This window comes from Pseudomonas phytophila (genome assembly GCF_025643095.1).
GTDB lineage: Bacteria > Pseudomonadota > Gammaproteobacteria > Pseudomonadales > Pseudomonadaceae > Aquipseudomonas > Aquipseudomonas quasicaspiana.
In genome coordinates this window covers 4,262,035-4,279,881 of record NZ_CP081201.1, presented here as the reverse complement: position 1 = coordinate 4,279,881, position 17,847 = coordinate 4,262,035, and the positions used below count along the sequence as shown (strand labels likewise).

20 protein-coding genes are annotated in these 17,847 nt (G+C 58.4%); 3 read left to right on the top strand and 17 right to left on the bottom strand.

Going from position 1 to position 17,847, the window contains the following annotated elements:
• Positions 1–51: 51 nt before the first annotated feature.
• The 5 genes from K3169_RS19295 to ribBA form a co-directional block, all read right to left on the bottom strand.
• Complete coding sequence (locus tag K3169_RS19295) at positions 52–1,206, bottom strand: ABC transporter ATP-binding protein (protein WP_122806038.1); 1,155 nt, start codon at positions 1,204–1,206, stop codon at positions 52–54.
• Entirely contained in the window at positions 1,203–2,018 is an 816-nt protein-coding gene (locus K3169_RS19290) for an ABC transporter permease (RefSeq protein WP_027898826.1), read from the bottom strand. Before K3169_RS19290 ends, K3169_RS19295 begins: the two co-directional genes overlap by 4 nt.
• 6 nt (positions 2,019–2,024) lie before the next feature.
• Positions 2,025–2,981: an ABC transporter permease gene (locus K3169_RS19285; protein ID WP_122806037.1), complete on the bottom strand. Its 957-nt coding sequence runs from the start codon at positions 2,979–2,981 to the stop codon at positions 2,025–2,027.
• The gene (locus K3169_RS19280) at positions 2,966–3,997 is read right to left on the bottom strand and encodes an ABC transporter substrate-binding protein (protein WP_122395287.1); all 1,032 of its coding nucleotides are present in this window, start codon (positions 3,995–3,997) and stop codon (positions 2,966–2,968) included. Before K3169_RS19280 ends, K3169_RS19285 begins: the two co-directional genes overlap by 16 nt.
• A 364-nt stretch (positions 3,998–4,361) precedes the next feature.
• The gene (gene ribBA / locus K3169_RS19275) at positions 4,362–5,471 is read right to left on the bottom strand and encodes a bifunctional 3,4-dihydroxy-2-butanone-4-phosphate synthase/GTP cyclohydrolase II (RefSeq protein ID WP_263267485.1); all 1,110 of its coding nucleotides are present in this window, start codon (positions 5,469–5,471) and stop codon (positions 4,362–4,364) included.
• Between the two features lie 93 nt (positions 5,472–5,564).
• On the opposite strand from ribBA, the gene K3169_RS19270 reads away from it, so the two are divergent.
• Positions 5,565–5,852 carry a DUF1330 domain-containing protein gene (locus tag K3169_RS19270; RefSeq protein ID WP_263267483.1) on the top strand — a complete coding sequence of 96 codons (288 nt, stop codon included), beginning with the start codon at positions 5,565–5,567 and terminating at the stop codon, positions 5,850–5,852.
• Between the two features lie 352 nt (positions 5,853–6,204).
• Here the strand turns inward: K3169_RS19270 and K3169_RS19265 are convergent, their stop codons facing one another.
• The 6 genes from K3169_RS19265 to K3169_RS19240 all read right to left on the bottom strand — a co-directional run bounded on the left by K3169_RS19265 (position 6,205) and on the right by K3169_RS19240 (position 11,222).
• The gene (locus K3169_RS19265) at positions 6,205–6,768 is read right to left on the bottom strand and encodes an NUDIX hydrolase (protein WP_122395288.1); all 564 of its coding nucleotides are present in this window, start codon (positions 6,766–6,768) and stop codon (positions 6,205–6,207) included.
• Between the two features lies 1 nt (position 6,769).
• Positions 6,770–7,522: a GntR family transcriptional regulator gene (locus K3169_RS19260; protein WP_027898832.1), complete on the bottom strand. Its 753-nt coding sequence runs from the start codon at positions 7,520–7,522 to the stop codon at positions 6,770–6,772.
• A 199-nt stretch (positions 7,523–7,721) separates the two neighbouring features.
• On the bottom strand, positions 7,722–8,207 hold the full coding sequence (locus K3169_RS19255; RefSeq protein WP_099270761.1) for a flavin reductase family protein: 486 nt from the start codon (positions 8,205–8,207) through the stop codon (positions 7,722–7,724).
• Positions 8,208–8,283: 76 nt separating this feature from the next.
• Positions 8,284–9,765, bottom strand: coding sequence for an aldehyde dehydrogenase (locus K3169_RS19250; protein WP_263267480.1), 1,482 nt, complete (start codon positions 9,763–9,765; stop codon positions 8,284–8,286).
• A complete protein-coding gene (locus K3169_RS19245; RefSeq protein ID WP_122395290.1) occupies positions 9,762–10,595 on the bottom strand; it encodes an alpha/beta fold hydrolase in 834 nt (277 codons plus the stop codon). The genes K3169_RS19250 and K3169_RS19245 overlap by 4 nt, the downstream gene beginning before the upstream one ends.
• Positions 10,596–10,628: 33 nt before the next feature.
• A complete protein-coding gene (locus tag K3169_RS19240) occupies positions 10,629–11,222 on the bottom strand; it encodes an amino acid synthesis family protein (protein ID WP_027898836.1) in 594 nt (197 codons plus the stop codon).
• Positions 11,223–11,519: 297 nt separating this feature from the next.
• Here K3169_RS19240 and K3169_RS19235 point away from each other — a divergent pair, with 297 nt between their 5' ends.
• On the top strand, positions 11,520–12,029 hold the full coding sequence (locus K3169_RS19235) for a ferritin-like domain-containing protein (RefSeq protein ID WP_099270764.1): 510 nt from the start codon (positions 11,520–11,522) through the stop codon (positions 12,027–12,029).
• 148 nt (positions 12,030–12,177) lie between these two features.
• Here K3169_RS19235 and K3169_RS19230 read toward each other — a convergent pair whose 3' ends face one another.
• Positions 12,178–12,870, bottom strand: coding sequence for a hypothetical protein (locus K3169_RS19230; protein WP_099270765.1), 693 nt, complete (start codon positions 12,868–12,870; stop codon positions 12,178–12,180).
• A gap of 222 nt (positions 12,871–13,092) precedes the next feature.
• On the opposite strand from K3169_RS19230, the gene K3169_RS19225 reads away from it, so the two are divergent.
• A complete protein-coding gene (locus tag K3169_RS19225; RefSeq protein WP_122395292.1) occupies positions 13,093–13,446 on the top strand; it encodes a hypothetical protein in 354 nt (117 codons plus the stop codon).
• A gap of 134 nt (positions 13,447–13,580) precedes the next feature.
• Here K3169_RS19225 and rutF read toward each other — a convergent pair whose 3' ends face one another.
• The 5 genes from rutF to rutA form a co-directional block, all read right to left on the bottom strand.
• Entirely contained in the window at positions 13,581–14,108 is a 528-nt protein-coding gene (rutF, locus tag K3169_RS19220; RefSeq protein WP_263267477.1) for an NADH-dependent FMN reductase RutF, read from the bottom strand.
• 14 nt (positions 14,109–14,122) lie between these two features.
• On the bottom strand, positions 14,123–14,902 hold the full coding sequence (rutD, locus tag K3169_RS19215) for a pyrimidine utilization protein D (protein ID WP_263267475.1): 780 nt from the start codon (positions 14,900–14,902) through the stop codon (positions 14,123–14,125).
• A gap of 509 nt (positions 14,903–15,411) precedes the next feature.
• Entirely contained in the window at positions 15,412–15,795 is a 384-nt protein-coding gene (gene rutC / locus K3169_RS19210) for a pyrimidine utilization protein C (RefSeq protein WP_027898842.1), read from the bottom strand.
• Between the two features lie 9 nt (positions 15,796–15,804).
• Positions 15,805–16,545 (bottom strand): pyrimidine utilization protein B, encoded by a 741-nt coding sequence (gene rutB / locus K3169_RS19205; protein ID WP_122806031.1) that lies wholly within the window; start codon positions 16,543–16,545, stop codon positions 15,805–15,807.
• The gene (gene rutA / locus K3169_RS19200; RefSeq protein WP_027898844.1) at positions 16,545–17,627 is read right to left on the bottom strand and encodes a pyrimidine utilization protein A; all 1,083 of its coding nucleotides are present in this window, start codon (positions 17,625–17,627) and stop codon (positions 16,545–16,547) included. The genes rutB and rutA overlap by 1 nt, the downstream gene beginning before the upstream one ends.
• Between the last annotated feature and the right edge of the window lie 220 nt (positions 17,628–17,847).

The following is a 17,847-nucleotide window of genomic DNA, read 5'->3' as shown; positions in this document are numbered from 1 at the left end:
CGATAGTGATGGCGCTGCCAGCCAGACATCGGCACGTTGCGCAACGACTGGCTAGTGAGCGCCAGCCGCTTTGTTGAGGTCGCTTTCAGTCCACTCGGTGTAAACGCACGCATCGCCTGTGGCCCAGCGCACCCGGACGGTGTCGCCGGGTTGCATCGGCATGCCGGTGGCGGACAGCGCCTTGACGGTCATCGCGGTGCCATCGGCGGTCATGACCGAGCAGGTCTGGCTTTCACCCAGGAACAACACCTCACCGACCTTTGCCGTGACCTCGTTCCAGCCGCTTGGCAGCGGTTCCTGGCTGGCCTGTTCGATGCTCAATGCCTGGGCTTTTTCCGGGCGAATCATCAGCAACGCTTCCTGACCTGCCTGCAAGCCGGGCGTCAGTCGGATCGACAGGCTCTGGCCTTCGAAGGTGGCGACTGCGTTGCCCTGGGCCTTGAGCTTGAGGAAGTTCGAGTTACCGAGAAAGGACGCCACGAAGGCATTGGGCGGATTCTGGTAGAGGTCGTAACCGGTGCCCAGGCCGACGATTTTGCCGTGGCTGAAAATCGCGATGCGCTGGGAAAGGCGCATGGCTTCTTCCTGATCGTGGGTCACGTAGACGATGGTGATTCCCAGACGGCGATGCAGCTGGCGCAGCTCGTCCTGCAAGTCTTCCCGAAGTTTTTTGTCCAGCGCGCCGAGGGGTTCATCCATCAGCAGGATGCGGGGTTCATAGACCAGGGCGCGGGCGATGGCGACGCGTTGCTGCTGACCGCCAGACAGTTGCGAGGGGCGGCGGTGGGCAAACTCCTCCAGCTGCACCAGCTTGAGCATGGCATCGACACGCTTCTCGCGTTCGGCTGCGGGCAACTTGCGAATCGCCAGAGGGAAGGCAATGTTGTCGCGCACCGACAGATGCGGGAACAGCGAGTAGCGCTGGAAGACCATGCCGATATCGCGCTTGTGCGGCGGCACATTGACCAGCGATTGACCGTTGACCAGAATCTCGCCGGAACTGGGCGTCTCGAACCCCGCAAGCATCGACAGCGTGGTGCTTTTGCCAGAGCCGCTGGAGCCAAGGAAGGTTAGGAATTCGCCGTCCTGTATATCCAGGGAAATGTCGTCCACGGCGGCGAAGTTGCCGTAGTGCTTGTTCAGATTACACAGGCTCACCAGCGTGGTCTTTGGCTGTTGCCCGGCTTCTTTTATCACGGCACTCATGAGGTACTCCTCGCTTCGTTGCGTCGGCGCAGGGTCGCTGCGATCACCATGATCATGACTGACAGGCCAATCAGCAGCGTCGAGGCGACGGCGATCACCGGGGTCAGGTCCTGGCGCAGGGTGGTCCACATTTTGACGGGTAGGGTTTGCAGTGTCGGGCTGGCCATCATCACGCTCAGGACGACTTCGTCCCACGAAACCAGAAACGCGAACAGGGCACCGGCGATCATGCCCGGACGGATCGCCGGGAAGGTCACCTTGAACACTGCCTGTAACCGCGATGCGCCGCAGATCACTGCCGCATCTTCGATGGACTGATCGAACAGTTTCAGCGAGTTGATGATGGAAATGATGGTGAAGGGCAGGGCGACGATGACGTGACTGACCACGAAAGAAAACAGCGTGCCGGTGTAGCCCAGCTTCAGAAACAGCGCGTAGACCGCCACGGCGATGATCACCAGCGGCACGATCATGGGCAGGGTGAATACGCCGTAGAGCATGTCCCGACCGGGGAAGCGCCCGCGCACCAGAGCAAACGCGGTCGGCAGGCCCAGCGCGACGGCAAAGAACGTAGTCAGCAATGCGACCTTGAGGCTGGTCATTGCTGCGTCCAGCCACTCAGGGTTGGAAAAGAATTGACCGTACCACTTGAACGTCCAGCCAGGCGGCGGGAACACCAGCCATTGTGATGAGCCGAACGACAGCAGGACGATGAACACGATCGGCAGCAACAGAAACAGCGCGATCAGGCCCGTGGTCAGGTACAGCCCGTAGCGCAGCCGCGGGCTCATGGCATTGGGAGTCAGGAGCATGAAGGATTACCTCGCGTCACTGGCACCGACCGGGGATTCCGGCTGGAGCTTCAGGTAGAAGTAAAACAGCACCAGTGTGATCACGATCAGCAACGCCGCAGCGGCACTGGCCAGACCCCAGTTAAGGAACGATTGCACCTGCTGCACGATGAACTCGGGCAGCATCATGTTCTGCGCGCCACCCAGCAGGGCAGGCGTGACGTAGTACCCCAGCGACATGACAAATACCATCAGGCCACCGGAGAACAGCCCCGGTCGGCACAGCGGCAGGAATACCCGAAAGAAATTGCTCCACGGACTGGCACCGCAGATCGAACCCGCCTGCAGCACCATCGGGTCGATGGCTTGCATGGTTGCCTGCAGAGGAAGAACGATGAACGGGATCATGATGTAGGTCATGCCGATCACCACGCCGGTCAGGTTGTGGACCATTTCCAGTGGCTCATCGATCAGTCCCATGCCCATCAGCGCTTTGTTGATGACCCCGGAAGCCTGTAGCAGCACCAGCCAGGAGTAGGTCCGGGCGAGCAGGCTGGTCCACATCGACAGCAGGACAATGTTCAACATCCAGCGGCCCCAGCCGCGTGGCACCAGGGTGATTGCCCATGCCAGCGGAAAGCCCAGCAGCAGGCTGAACAGTGTCACCAGACCGGCCACCGAGAAGGTGTTGAACAAGACCCGTGAATACGCCGAGTTGGCGAACAGTTGCTCGTAATTGCCCAGCCCGGGTGTAGGTTCCAGGACTCCGCGCAACAGCAGGCCGATCAGCGGTGCGAAGAAAAACAGACCGAGAAAGATCAGCGCAGGAAGCAGATTGCGGCTGCCGCGCCAGCGCTGTGAGAAGGGTGTCGAGCGATTCATCGTCACCGCCTGGGCCGATGCCGCACCGGCGGTGCTGGAAGCACCACCGGCCGGGCTGGATTGACGGGGGACAACCGCTGTCATTTTTACTTGACCAGCCATTCGTTCCACCGTGTCGCGATGTCCGGACCGTTCTTGGCCCAGTATGCGAAGTCGAGAGTGATTTGGTCCTTGGCATGCGCGGTCGGCATGTTAGGTGCCAGGGTCGAATCCAGACGTTGCACGCTGTCCAGGTTGACCGGTGCGTAGGCGCTGAGGTTGGCGAAGTCGGCCTGGCCTTTGGCGTCGGTGGCGTTGGCGATGAACTTCATCGCGGCGTCCTTGTTTTTCGCGCCTTTGGGCACTACCAGGAAATCAGCCATGACCAGGTTCTGTTTCCAGCTCACGCCCACTGGAGCACCGTCCTGTTGTACGGCGAACACCCGGCCGTTCCAGAATTGCCCCATGGACACTTCACCCGATGCCAACAGTTGTTGAGACTGCGCACCGCCGCCCCACCAGACAATGTCTTTTTTGATGCTGTCGAGCTTTTTGAAGGCGCGGTCCAGGTCCAGCGGGTAGAGCTTGTCAGCAGCGACGCCATCGGCCAGCAGCGCCAGCTCCAGAACACCCGGGCTTGGCCATTTGTACAGGGCGCGCTTGCCGGGATAGGTCTTGGTATCGAACAGTGCGGCCCAGTCCTGCGGCGCTTTGGCACCGGTACCGGTTTTGCTCTCGTTGTAACCCAGCACGAAGGAGAAGAAGAACGAACCGGCACCGTGCTCGGAGACGAAGCGCGGATCAATCCGGTCTTTTTTGATGACGTTGAAATCCAGCGGTTCCAGCAAGCCTTCGCTGGCTGCGCGCAAGGCGAAATCGGCTTCGACGTCGACCACGTCCCACTGGACGTTGCCGCTTTCAACCATTGCCTTGAGTTTGCCGTAGTCGGTCGGCCCGTCCTGAACAACGGTGATGCCGCTGGACTTGCTGAAGGGGGTGGCCCAGGCCTGCTTCTGAGCATCCTGAGTCGAACCGCCCCAACTGACAAAGTTGACGCTCTCTGCCGCCAATGCCGCAGCACCCGACAGGGACAGGACGCCTGCAGTCAGCACTGCAATTGCACGTTTACTCAACACCATGTGTACGCCCTCATTTGTTGTGTTTTTGAGCGGGCTGTTGCTTGCCCGCTTATCGGGAGCAGTAGGTCCATTGGGGCCTTTTGAAACAGTGCGACCGAGTCAGATGCTGTTATTTGTGCTGTCCCTTTCCGGGCGCACCTGACGATTGATCGGCCTACGGAATATCATATTATGGTATTCCAAACTTTCTGCAAGAGCTTCGCTTCTCCGACGAAGCGTCAATTTGAGTTTGATGGGCTTTAAGCCCAATAATTACGGGGGCTAAACGTTTATTTTTAAAACAGGTTTACGCTTCGGGTACGCAATCTGAAAAGCGTTTTTATCCGTGAATAAACATCGAAAAAAGGTGTTTTAAATGTGTTTGTCAGCCCGAAAACGGGATGTTTTCGACGACCTCCAGGTCGTATCCAGTCAGCCCTGCGTACTTGAGCGGGGCGCCCATGTGGCGCAGTTTGCCGACGCCGATATCCTGCAGGATCTGTGCCCCGGTACCGACTTCCGAATAGATGCGCGACTGCGAACGGCTGAACTGACGCGGTGGCTGGGTCAGTTGTGGAATACGTTCGAGCAGCGCTTGGGATGACTCGTGATTGGCCAGCACCACGACAACCCCGCTGCCAGCCTCGGCGACCTTCTGCAGGGCTGCCCAGAGGGTCCAGTTACTGGGGCCGTTGTAATGCGCGCCGACCAGATCCCGTAATGGGTCGATGACATGCACGCGCACCAGCGTTGGTTCGTCGCGCTTGATGTCGCCCATGATCATTGCCATGTGCACGCCGCCTTCGATGCGGTCCTCATAGCTGATCAGGCGGAACGTGCCATGCACTGTGGAAAGCTCGCGCTCACCGATGCGGGCGACGGTGTGCTCGGTGCTCAAGCGGTAGTGAATCAGGTCGGCGATGGTGCCGATCTTGATGCCGTGTTTTGCGGCGAAGGTTTCCAGGTCCGGGCGGCGGGCCATGGTGCCGTCGTCATTCATCACTTCGACGATGACCGAAGCGGGGGTGAAGCCCGCCAGACGTGCGAGGTCGCAACCGGCTTCAGTGTGCCCGGCGCGGGTCAGGACGCCGCCTTCCCGGGCGCGCAACGGGAAAATATGCCCCGGCTGCACCAGGTCTTCCGGTCGTGCCTCGCGGGCGACGGCTGCCGCGACAGTGCGCGCCCGGTCGGCCGCAGAAATACCGGTGCTGACGCCCTCGGCCGCCTCGATGGAAACCGTGAACGCGGTGGCGAATACGCTGCCATTGCTGGGAACCATCTGCTCCAGACCCAGGCGCTGGCAGTGCTCATCGGTCAGCGTCAGGCAGATCAGGCCCCGTGCCTCGCGGGCCATGAAGCTGATGGCCTGAGCGTCGCAGCAGTCGGCCGCCAACAACAGGTCACCTTCGTTCTCGCGGTCTTCGTCATCGACCAGCAGGACCATCTTGCCTTGGCGATAATCCTCGATGATTTCTTCGATGCTGTTGAACGGCATACCTGACTCCTGTTGTCATGAGTTGATTGACTTTTGGTATACCATAAGACAGTTTGTCCGGGTAAAGAACAGATATTTTTCAGGAGGGTTCGGATGAAGGCTTACTGGATTGCGCAAGTCGATGTGAATGATCCACAGCAATACACCCAGTACACGCAACGCGGCCCTGAGGCATTCAAGCTGTACGGCGGGAGGTTTCTCGCACGGGGCGGTCGCTCTGAGGCGGTAGAAGGCAAAGCCACACCGCAACGCACCGTGATCATCGAATTCGATTCCTACGATCAAGCCATCGCTTGCTACAACAGCCCTGAATATCAGGACGCGATGAGCTACCGCGCGGGTGCTGCGAGGGCGGAGATTGTGATCGTGGAAGGGATTTAAGGTTTAGAAGCGCGCGGTATATAAAGCCCTGAGGGGCCTGATTTATTCGGGAAATGCACGGCCTGCGGATGTAATGGCGTCTTCGCGGGATCCGTTGGAGCGAGGCTTGCCCGCGAATTTATAACGATAACGCGGAGTGCCTGATCTGCCGAGTCGGCTGGTTCGCGGGCAAGCCTCGCTCCAACATACAACCCATTCATTCAGTGATTTATATTTTTTTGACGAGAGCGGCACCGGTGTCCATGACCCCGCGCTGGCTCGCAGCAAAAACGGGATCTGTAGGAGTGAGCTTGCTCGCGATTCGGTCTGTCAGCCGATGAAGATGTCGCCTGTCCTGACGCCATCGCAAGATTCAGCGAATGAAATGCACCTTGCCGGTGTCATCGTTACCGACATAGATCCCGTACGAACCGGTCCGGCGTTCTTCGATGTAGCGTTCGAGTATTTGCCGTATCGCCGGGTAGTAGATGCTGTCCCAGGGAATGTCTTCGGGGGCGAAGAATTTGTAGTCGAGGGTTTCCGGGCCGAACTGGCCGGTAATTTCCAGCGCCAGGGCGCGGAATACGATGTATACCTCGCTGATCGCCGGGACGCTGAAGATGGAGTAGGGCGAGAGGATTTCAGCCCTGACGCCGCTTTCTTCCCAGACTTCGCGCAAAGCCGCTTGCTCGGTGGTTTCGCCGCTTTCCATGAAGCCTGCGGGCAGGGTCCAGGTTCCAGGCCGGGGCGGAATCGCGCGTTGGCACAACAGGTATTTGCCGTCCTGTTCAATGATGCAGCCGGCGATAATCTTCGGATTGAGGTAGTGAATGTAGTTGCAGCCGCCGCACATCAATCGCTGATGAGTATCGCCCGCTGGCACGCGCTGAACGAGGTCAGCGCTGCCACAGTGCGGGCAAAAGCGCGGGGCGGGCATGTCAGTGGCCTATACGCGGTTCTTTCAGGGCCACGGGGGCGAACAACTCGCGTACCTTGCTGCCGTCATTCTGTTTGGACTTGAGGTAATCCAGCGCGACTTTTGCGGCGCTGCGCACATGGTCCACCGAAGCCTGATGAGCTGCCAGCGGGTCGCCGCTCTTGATCGCTTCGACGATACGTTCCATCTCTTCATTACTGGCGCTGCGTCGGTTTTCCTGCGAAACCGACGTGGCGCGCAGATAACTGATACGCGCCTGCAACTGCCGCAACTGGGTAGCCGCGACGTGGTTGCCCGAACCTTCAAGCAGTACGTCATAAAAGCTTTGCACTGAATCCAGCACTTGTTGCAGCTCGCCTTCCTTGAGGACCTTGCGGTTTTCCTCAAGGGCTTTTTCCAGTGCGCGAATATTCTTGGCCTTGGCCCGCAAGGTGAACAACTGAACGATCATGCCTTCGAGCACGCAGCGCAGTTCGTAGATATCACACGCGTCTTCCAGGGTGATGATCGCAACGCGTGGGCCCTTGGCGTCGGCGAATTCCACCAGCCCTTCGGACTCAAGATGACGCAGGGCTTCGCGGACCGAAGTACGACTCACTCCGAGGCGTTCACACAGATCACGCTCCACCAGGCGATCACCCGGTAGCAGCTGAAAATTCATGATGGCGCTGCGCAATTTATCCAGCACGATTTCGCGCAGGGTAATGGGATTGCGATTGACCTTGAAGGAGTCGTCGATTGGCAGGCGTTTCATGGGTTTGACTCTGGATGTGACAGTTGACTGAAAATATGCACGATCAGTGTTGTATACGGCATGCAGTATGCCGCGCTGCGCATTGCGTGTATTTGCGCACGCCAGGCTGTGTTGCGCAAGCTTCCGGGATGACCGGTGCAAAACGCAGCGAAGTTTATCATGGGGCGTTTGCCCCGCAATGAAGCGGGGCTGCTGCAGATCAGACCATATCCGGCAGGGCACCCAGTTTGCCCCGGTAATAGACCATCGGCACCACAGGCTGCTCTGGCAGGATCAGATTCTTCACCGCACCGACAATGATTGCGTGATCACCGCCGTCGTACTCGCGCCACAGCTCGCACTCGATAATGGCAGTAGCATTGTTCAGCAACGGATTGCCCAGTTCGCTCAAGTGCCACTCGATACCTGCCGCTTTGTCCTTGCCTTTGCCTGCAAACGCATAGGCTTCGGCCTTCTGCCCGGCGGCCAGCAAGTGAATGGCGAAGCGCTTGCTGTCGCGCAGGACCGGGTAGGTGTCCGATTCGTAATTGGGGCAGAACAGCACCAGCGCCGGATCGATAGACAACGCGCTGAAAGCGCTGGCGGTAATGCCGACGATTCCGCCTTGCGCATCCAGGGTGGTAACCACTGTGACGCCTGACGGAAAGGAGCCCATGACTTCTTTGTATATGCTGGGTTCGATCATGTGAGGGACTCTCTTTTTTGGGCTTGTTGGGTTCGGGTGGCTAATCAATCAAGATGTACGAGCGGGTGACTAAAGCTCAGCGCATGACAAACGGATCAGGCATCGGTGCTTGCGACAGGTTGATCCAGACAGTCTTGAGTTCGGTGTAGGCCAGCACCGAATCGATGCCGCTCTCACGGCCATAGCCGCTGTTTTTGAAACCACCAATGGGTGCCATGGCGGAGACTGCGCGGTAGGTATTGACCCAGATGATACCCGAACGTACATCCCGGGCCAGACGATGGGCACGGCCCAGGTCTTTGGTCCAGATACCTGCTGCAAGGCCAAACTGCGAGTCGTTGGCGATGGCCAATGCTTCGGCTTCGTCCTTGAAACGGATCACTGAAGCGACCGGACCAAAGACTTCTTCTTGCATGATTTTCATCGAGTTGTGGTCACACTCGAACAAGGTGGGCTCGTAGTACCAGCCGTTGCTGTCCATCTGCGGGCGCTTGCCGCCAGTGCGCAATATTGCGCCTTCTGCCAAGGCGTCGGCGACCAGACCTTCAACCACTGCCAGTTGCTGTGCCGTGGCCATGGGGCCCATTTCACTGGCATCGTCCTGAGGGTTGCCGATGCGAATACGCTTGGCGCGTTCGCTGAGTCGCTCAACAAATTCGTCGTAGATTTCGTCCTGCACCAACAGCCTTGAGCCGGACACACAGCTCTGCCCGGACGCAGCGAATATCCCGGCGATCGCGCCATTAATGGCACTGTCCAGGTCGGCGTCGGCAAAAATAATGTTTGGTGACTTGCCGCCCAGTTCCAGCGACAGTTTCGCGAAGTTTTCAGCACTGCTGCGCACCACGTGTCGGGCAGTCGCTGCGCCACCGGTGAAAGCAATCTTGCGCACCAACGGGTGGCGAGTCAGGGCGGCACCGGTGCTTGGGCCGTAACCGGTCACAACGTTCACCACACCCGGCGGGATGCCGGCTTCGAGGGCTAGACGGGCCAGTTCCAGCACCGTTGCCGAGGCGTGCTCCGATGGTTTGAGAACAATCGTGTTGCCTGCGGCCAGGGCCGGGGCGAGTTTGATGGCGGTCAAATACAGCGGACTGTTCCAGGGAATGATCCCGGCTACGACGCCCATGGGTTCGTGAACGGTGTAGGCAAACAGATCCGGCTTGTCCAGCGGCAGGGTACCGCCTTCCAGCTTGTCGGCCAGTCCGGCGGTGTAGTGGAAAAACTCCGGCAGATAACTCACCTGACCCCGGGTTTCGCGGATCAGCTTGCCGTTATCCCGGCTTTCCAGCTGCGCCAGTTGTTCCTTGTTTTCAGAGATCAGATCGCCCAGACGGCGCAGTAATTTGCCTCGTGCGGTGGCGGTCAACTTGCGCCAGGCCGGATTCTCAAAGGCTTGCTGTGCGGCCTGAACCGCACGGTCCACATCGCTTTCGTCGGCGTCGGGCAATTCGGCCCAGGGCTGGGCCAGCGCCGGATTCAGGCTTTGAAAAGTCTTGCCGGAAAGGGCGTCGACCCATTGCCCGTCGATGCACATCTGAAAGCGAGTGAGCGTCATGCAACGATCCCCTTTGCTTGATTGTGTTGAGCCTCGGCCTTGCGCAGGAAATCCAGCAAAACCTGATTGACGAGCCGTGGCGACTCGACCGGCATCATATGTCGTTGTTCAGCGAGTATCGCAACCTCGGCACCGGGAATGCGCGAGGCCAGTTGGCGAGCCATCTCCGGCGTCGAGCCAGGGTCCAGTTCGCCGGTGGCGATCAGTGTTGGCGCAGTGATATTGCCCAGATCGTCTGCCCGGTACATGTCCTGCGTGGCAAACAGGGTGTAGGTGGTCAGGTAACCCTGCGGATCATTCTCGGCGAGTATCGTGCGGATGGCAGCGATCTGCGCCGGGTTGGCGGCCTGGTATTCCCGGCTGAACCAGCGCGAGAGTGCTTCGGCGGCGTTGGCATCCGGTCCATGTTCAGCCGCCTGAGCGGTACGCGCGATGACCCCGGCGCGCTGCTCGGCACTGCGGTTGAATACGCTGTTGAGGACGACCATGCCCGATAAGTGCTGCGGGAAGTGCAGGGCAAATGCGCGCGCCACCAGCCCACCCATGGAAAAGCCGATCACTGTGGCTTGCGGCAGACCCAGATGCTCCAGCAGTTCAAGCAACTGCTCGGCATAGCCCAGCAGCCCGGTATCAGCAGCGGGACGCGGGCTGGCACCGTGGCCGAGCATGTCATAGGCAATCACTCGATAGTGAGGCATCAGCCCCACGACCTGGCCGCCCCACATTTCTTTATTCAGACCCACACCGTGGATCAACACCACGGGATGGCCTTCGCCGGTGGCCAGATAACTGGTCCCGGCCGGGGTGCGTTCAGCAGTAAGCCGAATCATGGAGCGCTCCTGGCCTGTGCTTGATACGGAGGGTTACTGCTGAGCCTTTTCGGCAGCCAGCTGTTCCAGATCGATGTAGCGATTGCCAATACGCGGATGCAGACGCCCACCATCGGCAGCGCCCAGCACAACGACGATTTCGTCGGCACGAGGCGCATCTTCGATCTTCATTTCCAGGGTGATGTAGTGCGAACGCAGGCCTTCATCGTCCTTGTGCATCATCGGGATCTGAATCGAAGTACCAGGTCCGCCGCGCTTGTTGGTGAAGCTCAGGTAGCTTTTGGCTTTGACCGCTTCGCGATAATGGTTGCCGAAGCGCAAGGTGTGGATCACTGCGGAGGCATGTTCGATTTCACCGTCAGCGCCGATGACTGCGGCTTTGCCGTAAGCCTCGATTTTGTCAGCACCGCCAATCGCATCTGTCAGACGCTTGACCATCAACTCGCCCAGCGCCGAGCAGTGCTCGCGGATTTCCGGGTTCAGGTCTTCAACGAAACCACGACCCAGCCAGGGGTTTTTGATCACTACTGCCAGACCCACCATGGTCACCGGCTTGTCGCTGGCTTTACCGCCTTCGATCAGGGTTTCTTCGGAATAGCAGACGATTTTGCGAATTTCGAAACTCATGGATGGACTCCCGAATGGGGTGACTGAATGTATTGCGTATGATGGTATACCATAATATTGGTCGTGCAAATTTTTTCTGCGTCAGGTGCTCAGTGAGAGATAAAGGCTGGATCGGCTCGCCACTCGATAAGCCAACAGGTAACGGGTATGCATTTCGTCGGCATTGCTTTCGATTCCCTGAACGGCCCACTTGGGTGCCACTCCACCTAACTGACGGTTGCGTCATTCAGGTGTTTTCGCAGCGGTTTACGTCACGGGAATTCAACGACGATTCATAACCGATCTACGAGGTGCCGCATGGCCAAGACAAACACCAGAACGACTGTTGCCGACCTGTTCATTCATGAGCTGTCCGACGTTTACAGCGCCGAAAAACAGATAACCAAAGCCTTACCCCGTCTGGCGCGGGCTTCTACCAATCCGTTGCTCAAGGAAGCGTTTGAGGCGCATCTTGAAGAAACCTATGGGCAGATCGAACGAATCGATCAGTTGGTGGAGCAGAGCGAACTCAAGCTCAAACGCATGAAATGCGCAGCCATGGAAGGGTTGGTCGAGGAAAGCAAGGAGCTGCTGGAGGAGATCGAGAAAGGCGAGGTGCTGGATGCGGCATTGATTGGTGCCTGCCAGAAGGTCGAGCACTACGAAATCGCTGCTTACGGCACGTTGATTGCCATGGCGAAACAGCTGGGCATGAAAGACGCTGCCAAGCTATTGGGCGAGACGCTGACAGAGGAAAAGTCTGCGGATGAAAAGCTGTCGGCCATTGCCGAGCAGGGCGGGAATCAGGCGGCGACGATAGCGTCTTAGAGCATAACGGCACGGTGTCCATGACACCGCGCCAGATCGACTGTAGGAGTGAGCTTGCTCGCGATCGCAATTGATCAGTCAAAAGAATCTCGCCTGATCAATTGCGATCGCGAGCAAGCTCACTCCTACAGGGAGAGCGTTTCAAATCTCAGGCGATGCTGTAACCCTCAAACGCCTTGCCCTGCTGCAGCGCAGTCACAACATTCTTGCGATTGACCGGCAACTCGTTGCCTTCGTTATCGGTGAATGTTTCGTCCTGCAGGGTGGCTTCGTCGCCTTCGCCTACAAACGTGAACCCGAGGAATTCAAAGGCTTCACGGTCGACATTCAGGTTGGAGCGCGGGGTACGCAAAGGCAGGCTGACGCTTTGGCCGTCCTTGCTGATGGTGTAGACCTCGGCTTCTTTCTTGGCGCGGGCGGCCTTGCTTTTGCCTGTGCTCGGGTTGCTGATCGCCTGATGAGTCTGGTTCAGCACCTTGAGGGCAAGGCTGTAGACCAGCTCTTGAAAGGCAGGATCGTCTTTATAGCTGGACAGGATCCGGCTGATCGGGAACTGCGTGCTCAAATCGGCCAGTGCCAGGCTGTCGGCCGCTTCGGCGTCCTTGAGGCGCTTGAGTTCGCCCATCAGTTCGTAGGCCTTGTCATCGTCATAACTGTCCTGCGCAGCACGGATCGCGGCGCGCAGCTGACGAATTTCGTCGCTTTCCTTGGCGGTCTGGAACGCATCAAGCACCATCTCGCTGATGGTCTTGGCCTGAGGTGCGTGCTGTGAAAGACCGATAGAGTTTTCGTACTCGAGCTTGGCGGAGGTCACGGATTCAGTTGTCTGGGAATCAAGCATTGAATTTCACTATTTCAGGTTTGAGGCGCGAAAAGTCACTGGCCTTTCGGGGCGCATAATCTAGTGGACGCGGACGACGTTGTCACGGACCAATCCCGCAGCCCTCTATTTCAAGCCTTACGGGCGCTTGATAGCAAAACGGTACAATCCCGTACTTGTTTTTTCTCTTGTGTCTGTTGATCATCTCGCCCTTGAACCACTGACAAACAGAGAAAGCGGCACATGAGCACAGGTTTGACCGAAGACGATATGCGCAGAGCGCTGGGCCTGGATGTTCCTTCACCGGCAGCACCCGCGCCTGTGGAGCCTGAGCTCAAGCCCGAGCCGACTCCGACGCCAGCGCCTGCTCCCGTCGCCAAGGCTCCACCACCGGCACCGCGCCCGAAAGCCAAGCGCCTGTCACCGGCGCTGCTGGTGACATTGCGGGTGACCAAAGAGTTTGAAGGCGAAGAAACGCTGTTCGTCCACGAAGCCAAAACCCTGAGCACCTTCGACGCCGAGCAGGAAGCCCGCAAGGCGGCTGCGAAAGAGAAGTACAAGTATTTTGAAGTGGTGTCGATCAAGCGGGTTGAGTGACAGGATTTTTTCAGATGAAACACGTTACTGGTAGGAGGCAACTTGTTGGCGAGGCTTTTTGCGCTGTGTTAACTCGACTAACGCCTCGCCAACAAGTTGCCTCCTACCGGTTATGCGGCGGGTAAAGATAACTGTCACCCCACTGCACTCAACCCGTGATACCCCCGATCAAAGTAGACCAGCGCCGCAGCATCCTGCTGTCGGCTCAGCGCCAGAACCTCGCAGAACAGAATGTCATGAGTGCCGACGCTTACAGTCTGGCTGATCCGGCAATCAAACGAGGCCGCGGCACCTTCCAGCACCGGCGAGCCGGTGACCCAGGTTTCCCATTGCGCGGCGGCAAACCGCTCAACCATGGGTGTCTTGCCGCCAAACAGATTGGACAGATCACGCTGCTCACAGGTCAGGGTGTTGACGCATAGCGTCGCATTGGCGGTCAGCGCTGCATGCACCGACGCCGAACGATTCAGGCAGACCAGTAAGGTCGGCGGCGTATCGGTAACGCTGCACACCGCCGTCGCGGTGAATCCGCAGCGACCGTGCGGGCCGTCGGTGGTGATTACGTTGACCGCCGCGGCCAGTCCGGCCATGGCATTGCGGTAATCCTGTTGCGGGATCGGCAGCAACGTCTGGGCGACAGCAAGAAGTTCGGATGCTTGCATGAGTTTTTCTCCGCTCAGGCCTGGCTGGCAAGGTAATCGAGAAGTACACGATTGAAAGGCTCGACGTCGCTGACGCTGGACGCGTGGCCGCCATATTCGAGCAGAGCCAGTTCACCGTTTGAAAGCTTGCTCGCGAGATGTTGCGAGCGCTGCCACGGCACCAGCATGTCATCGCGGTTGGCGAGCAGCAGGGTCGGCGTGGTGATCTTGTGCAACTGATCTTCGACATCGAACGCCTGCAATGCGGCAATCCGGCGCAGCAGGTTGTTGGTCTCGGGAAAGTGCGCCAGTGCATGGGCTTCATCTTCGGCCAGTTGCGCGCTGTGTTCGGCGATCCAGTCGGCAGGATAAAGAAACAGTGCCTGGGCCTGGACGTAAGCCGCCGGACCGCTGTCGCGCAATAGATTCTTGCGCACCGCGAAGCAGCGTTCGCTGTGCGGGTTCGGGCTGCTCCAGGCGTTGATCAGCACCATGCTTTGCAACAGTTGCGGGCGTTGCAAAGCCAGTTCCAGCCCCACCAATCCACCCAGCGCATGGCCGATGAAGTGACAGTGCTGTACGTCAATGTTGTCGAGCAGATCGAGTAACTCGGTGGCCATGGTCGCAATCGAATAATCCTCGGCAAGGGTCGCCGGGCTGCGGCCAGTTCCGGCCTGATCGTAAACCACCACCCGATAGCGTTCGGTCAACACCGGCAGTTGCGGTGCCCAGAACCGGGCCGAGCCACCCAGGCCTGAACTCAATACCAGCGTCGGCGCATCGGCGGCCTGGTTGCCGAGGATTTCGTAGTGCATGCAAGACTCCATTACAGGCGCTCAAGCGCCCGGTTGTTGTGGATAGCATTCTCTCGTAGGACCGGCCTTGGCCGAGAGGGCGGCATTGCGTTCGATAGATAATCTTCGTCAGGAACATCGCTCTCCCGGTTAAAGCCGGTCCTACGGAGATATCGTTCATACGCACCTTCGTAGGAGTGGCTTTAGCCGCGAGGGCGTCATTATGTTCACTGCATTGCTGTGGTCAGGAACATCGCTCTCCCGGCTAAAGCCGGTCCTACGGAGATATCGTTCATACGCACCTTCGTAGGAGTGGCTTTAGCCGCGAGGGCGTCATTATGTTCACTGCATTGCTGTGGTCAGGAACATCGCTCTCCCGGCTAAAGCCGGTCCTACGGAGATATCGTTCATACGCACCTTCGTAGGAGTGGCTTTAGCCGCGAGGGCGTCATTATGTTCACTGCATTGCTGTGGTCAGGAATATCGCTCTCCCGGCTAGAGCCGTTCTTGCGAACAGGCGTCCTGTGAAATCAGCCGATGTGGGCGATGCTGGCGATTTCGATCAGTGCTTCGGGTTTTACCAGGCCGCACTGGATGCAGTAGCGCGCAGGTTTTTCCCCGGCGAAGTATTCGGCGTAGACCTCATTCACTTTCGCGTAGTCGGCCCAGTCCTTGATCATGATCATGTTGAACGTAACGTCGTCCATGGTGCCGCCTGCGGTTTCAATCACGCTCTTGATGGTCTCTAGCACATGGCGGGTCTGAGCGGTTGCGTCGCCCACATGCACGACGTTGTTGTCTTTGTCGAAGGGCAGGGTGCCGGATACATACAGCACGCCATCAGCCATGGAACCCGGCACAAACGGGGCGATAGGCTTGGTGGTACCGGCTGGAATGATCGCTTTCTTGGTCATGGGCTTTCCTCAGAGAGTGGAAGTTTTGGGAGTGAACGTGCTGCAGAAATCTTCAACGCTGGAAACCCAGCCGAAAAACGTTTCGATGTTGAACAGGGCCGCCTGCTGCGCGAACGCCGGACCCGCCTGATGCGTGGCGTCGGCCAGCACCACGCCGAAATACTCAAGGAAGAAGCCATCGCGCAGGGTCGACTCGACACACACGTTGGTGGCGATACCCGTGAACACCAGGTTACGAATGCCACGGCTGCGCAGCACGCTGTCGAAGTTGGTATTGAAGAAGCCGCTGTAGCGGGTTTTCGGCAATACGATGTCGCCCGGCTGTGGCTTCAGTTCGTCCACCAACTCATAGTCCCAGCCGCCTTTGGCCAGTAGTTGGCCTTGCAGCTCGGGGCGTTTGCGCATGGTTTTCAGCGCGTTGGATTTATGCCAGTTGGGCGAACCCGGGCCGCCGGCTTCGACGTAATCCGGGTCCCAGCCGTTCTGGAAGAAAATCACCGGCATGCCTGCGGCGCGCGCTGCGACCAGCGCTTTCTGAATGCTGGCGATCACCGGTCCGGTGCTGCTCACATCAAAACCCGCGAGGTCCAGATAGCCGCCCGGCGTCGAATAGGCATTCTGCATGTCGATCACGATCAAGGCCGTCTCGCAGGCTTTCATGCTCAGCGGTTCGGGGCTTGCGGGAAGTTGCCGAGCAGCTTCTGTAGACTGTGGTGGTGCATAGCCTGAGACAGGGGCAAGTGCATTCATCAGGCAGATTCCTTGAGCAGATTGATGTGTTGGCGACTGGTCATCAGTGGCTGAATCTTCTGCCCGAAATCTTCCACACCTTTGACGAAGTCATCGAAGGTCAGCATCACGCCCTGCGTGCCCGGTACGCTCGCCACTTCATCGAGCATGCGTGCCACCGACGCCCACGAACCCACCAGCGTGCCCATGTTGATATTCACGGCGGAAGTGGGATCGGCCATCTGCCGCATGTTCGAGCCGGGGCTCTTGTCGGCTGAGCCTTTTTCGCTGAGCCAGGCGATAGCTTCCTCGTCAGCCCCGGCCTTGATGTGCTCCCAGCGGGCGCGGGCGGCTTCATCGGTGTCATCGGCGATGATCATGAACAGCGGGCAGGACGTGACGTTGCGGCCGGTTTTTTCGTTGGCCTCGATCAGCTTGGCAGCGGTTGGCGCGTAAGCCATCGGGGTGTTCACACCCTTGCCGAAGCAGAAGTTGTAGTCGGCGTATTGCGAAGAAAACGCCATGCCCGCTTCGCTTTGGCCTGCGCAGATGATTTTCATGTCAGCTTGAGGTTTAGGGCTGACGCGGCAGTCGTTCATGGTGAAGTACTTGCCTTTGAGATCGCTGTGCCCGGTGCTCCACAGGTCTCGTAACACTTGGGCGTATTCGGCCAGGTATTCATAGCGTGTCGAGAAGAACTCATCTCCCGGCCACATGCCCATCTGCTCGTATTCCGGCTTTTGCCAGCCTGTTACCAGGTTCACCCCGAAGCGGCCGCCGGAAATCGAGTCGATGGTCGAGGCCATGCGCGCCACGATGGCCGGGGGAATAGTCAGGGTTGCAACGGTGGCGAACAGGTGGATGCGGCTGGTGACAGCAGCGAGTCCCGCCATCAGCGTGAAGGACTCCATGTTGTGTTCCCAGAACTCGGTCTTGCCACCGAACCCGCGCAATTTGATCATCGACAGGGCAAATTCGAAGCCGTAATGCTCGGCTTTCTGCACGATTGTCTTGTTCAATTCGAACGTCGGCATGTACTGCGGCGCGTTGCTGGAAATCAGCCAGCCGTTGTTACCGATAGGGATGAAGATTCCAATATCCATGTGAAGGCCTCTTGCATGCGGTGGCAATGAACGGTGCGCCCGGCGAAGTCCGGCAGCACGCTACACAAGACGTTTTGCATGAAGCAGGCCAGCTTTTTATTGTTGTTTTAAAACAAAGGGTTGATTGAATAATGGTGTAGATTTCAGACCATTTGGTCTGGATTAGAGCACTTGGTTTGTGCGCGGTGCACGCAGACGGGGCAGGAATACCGACGTCCGG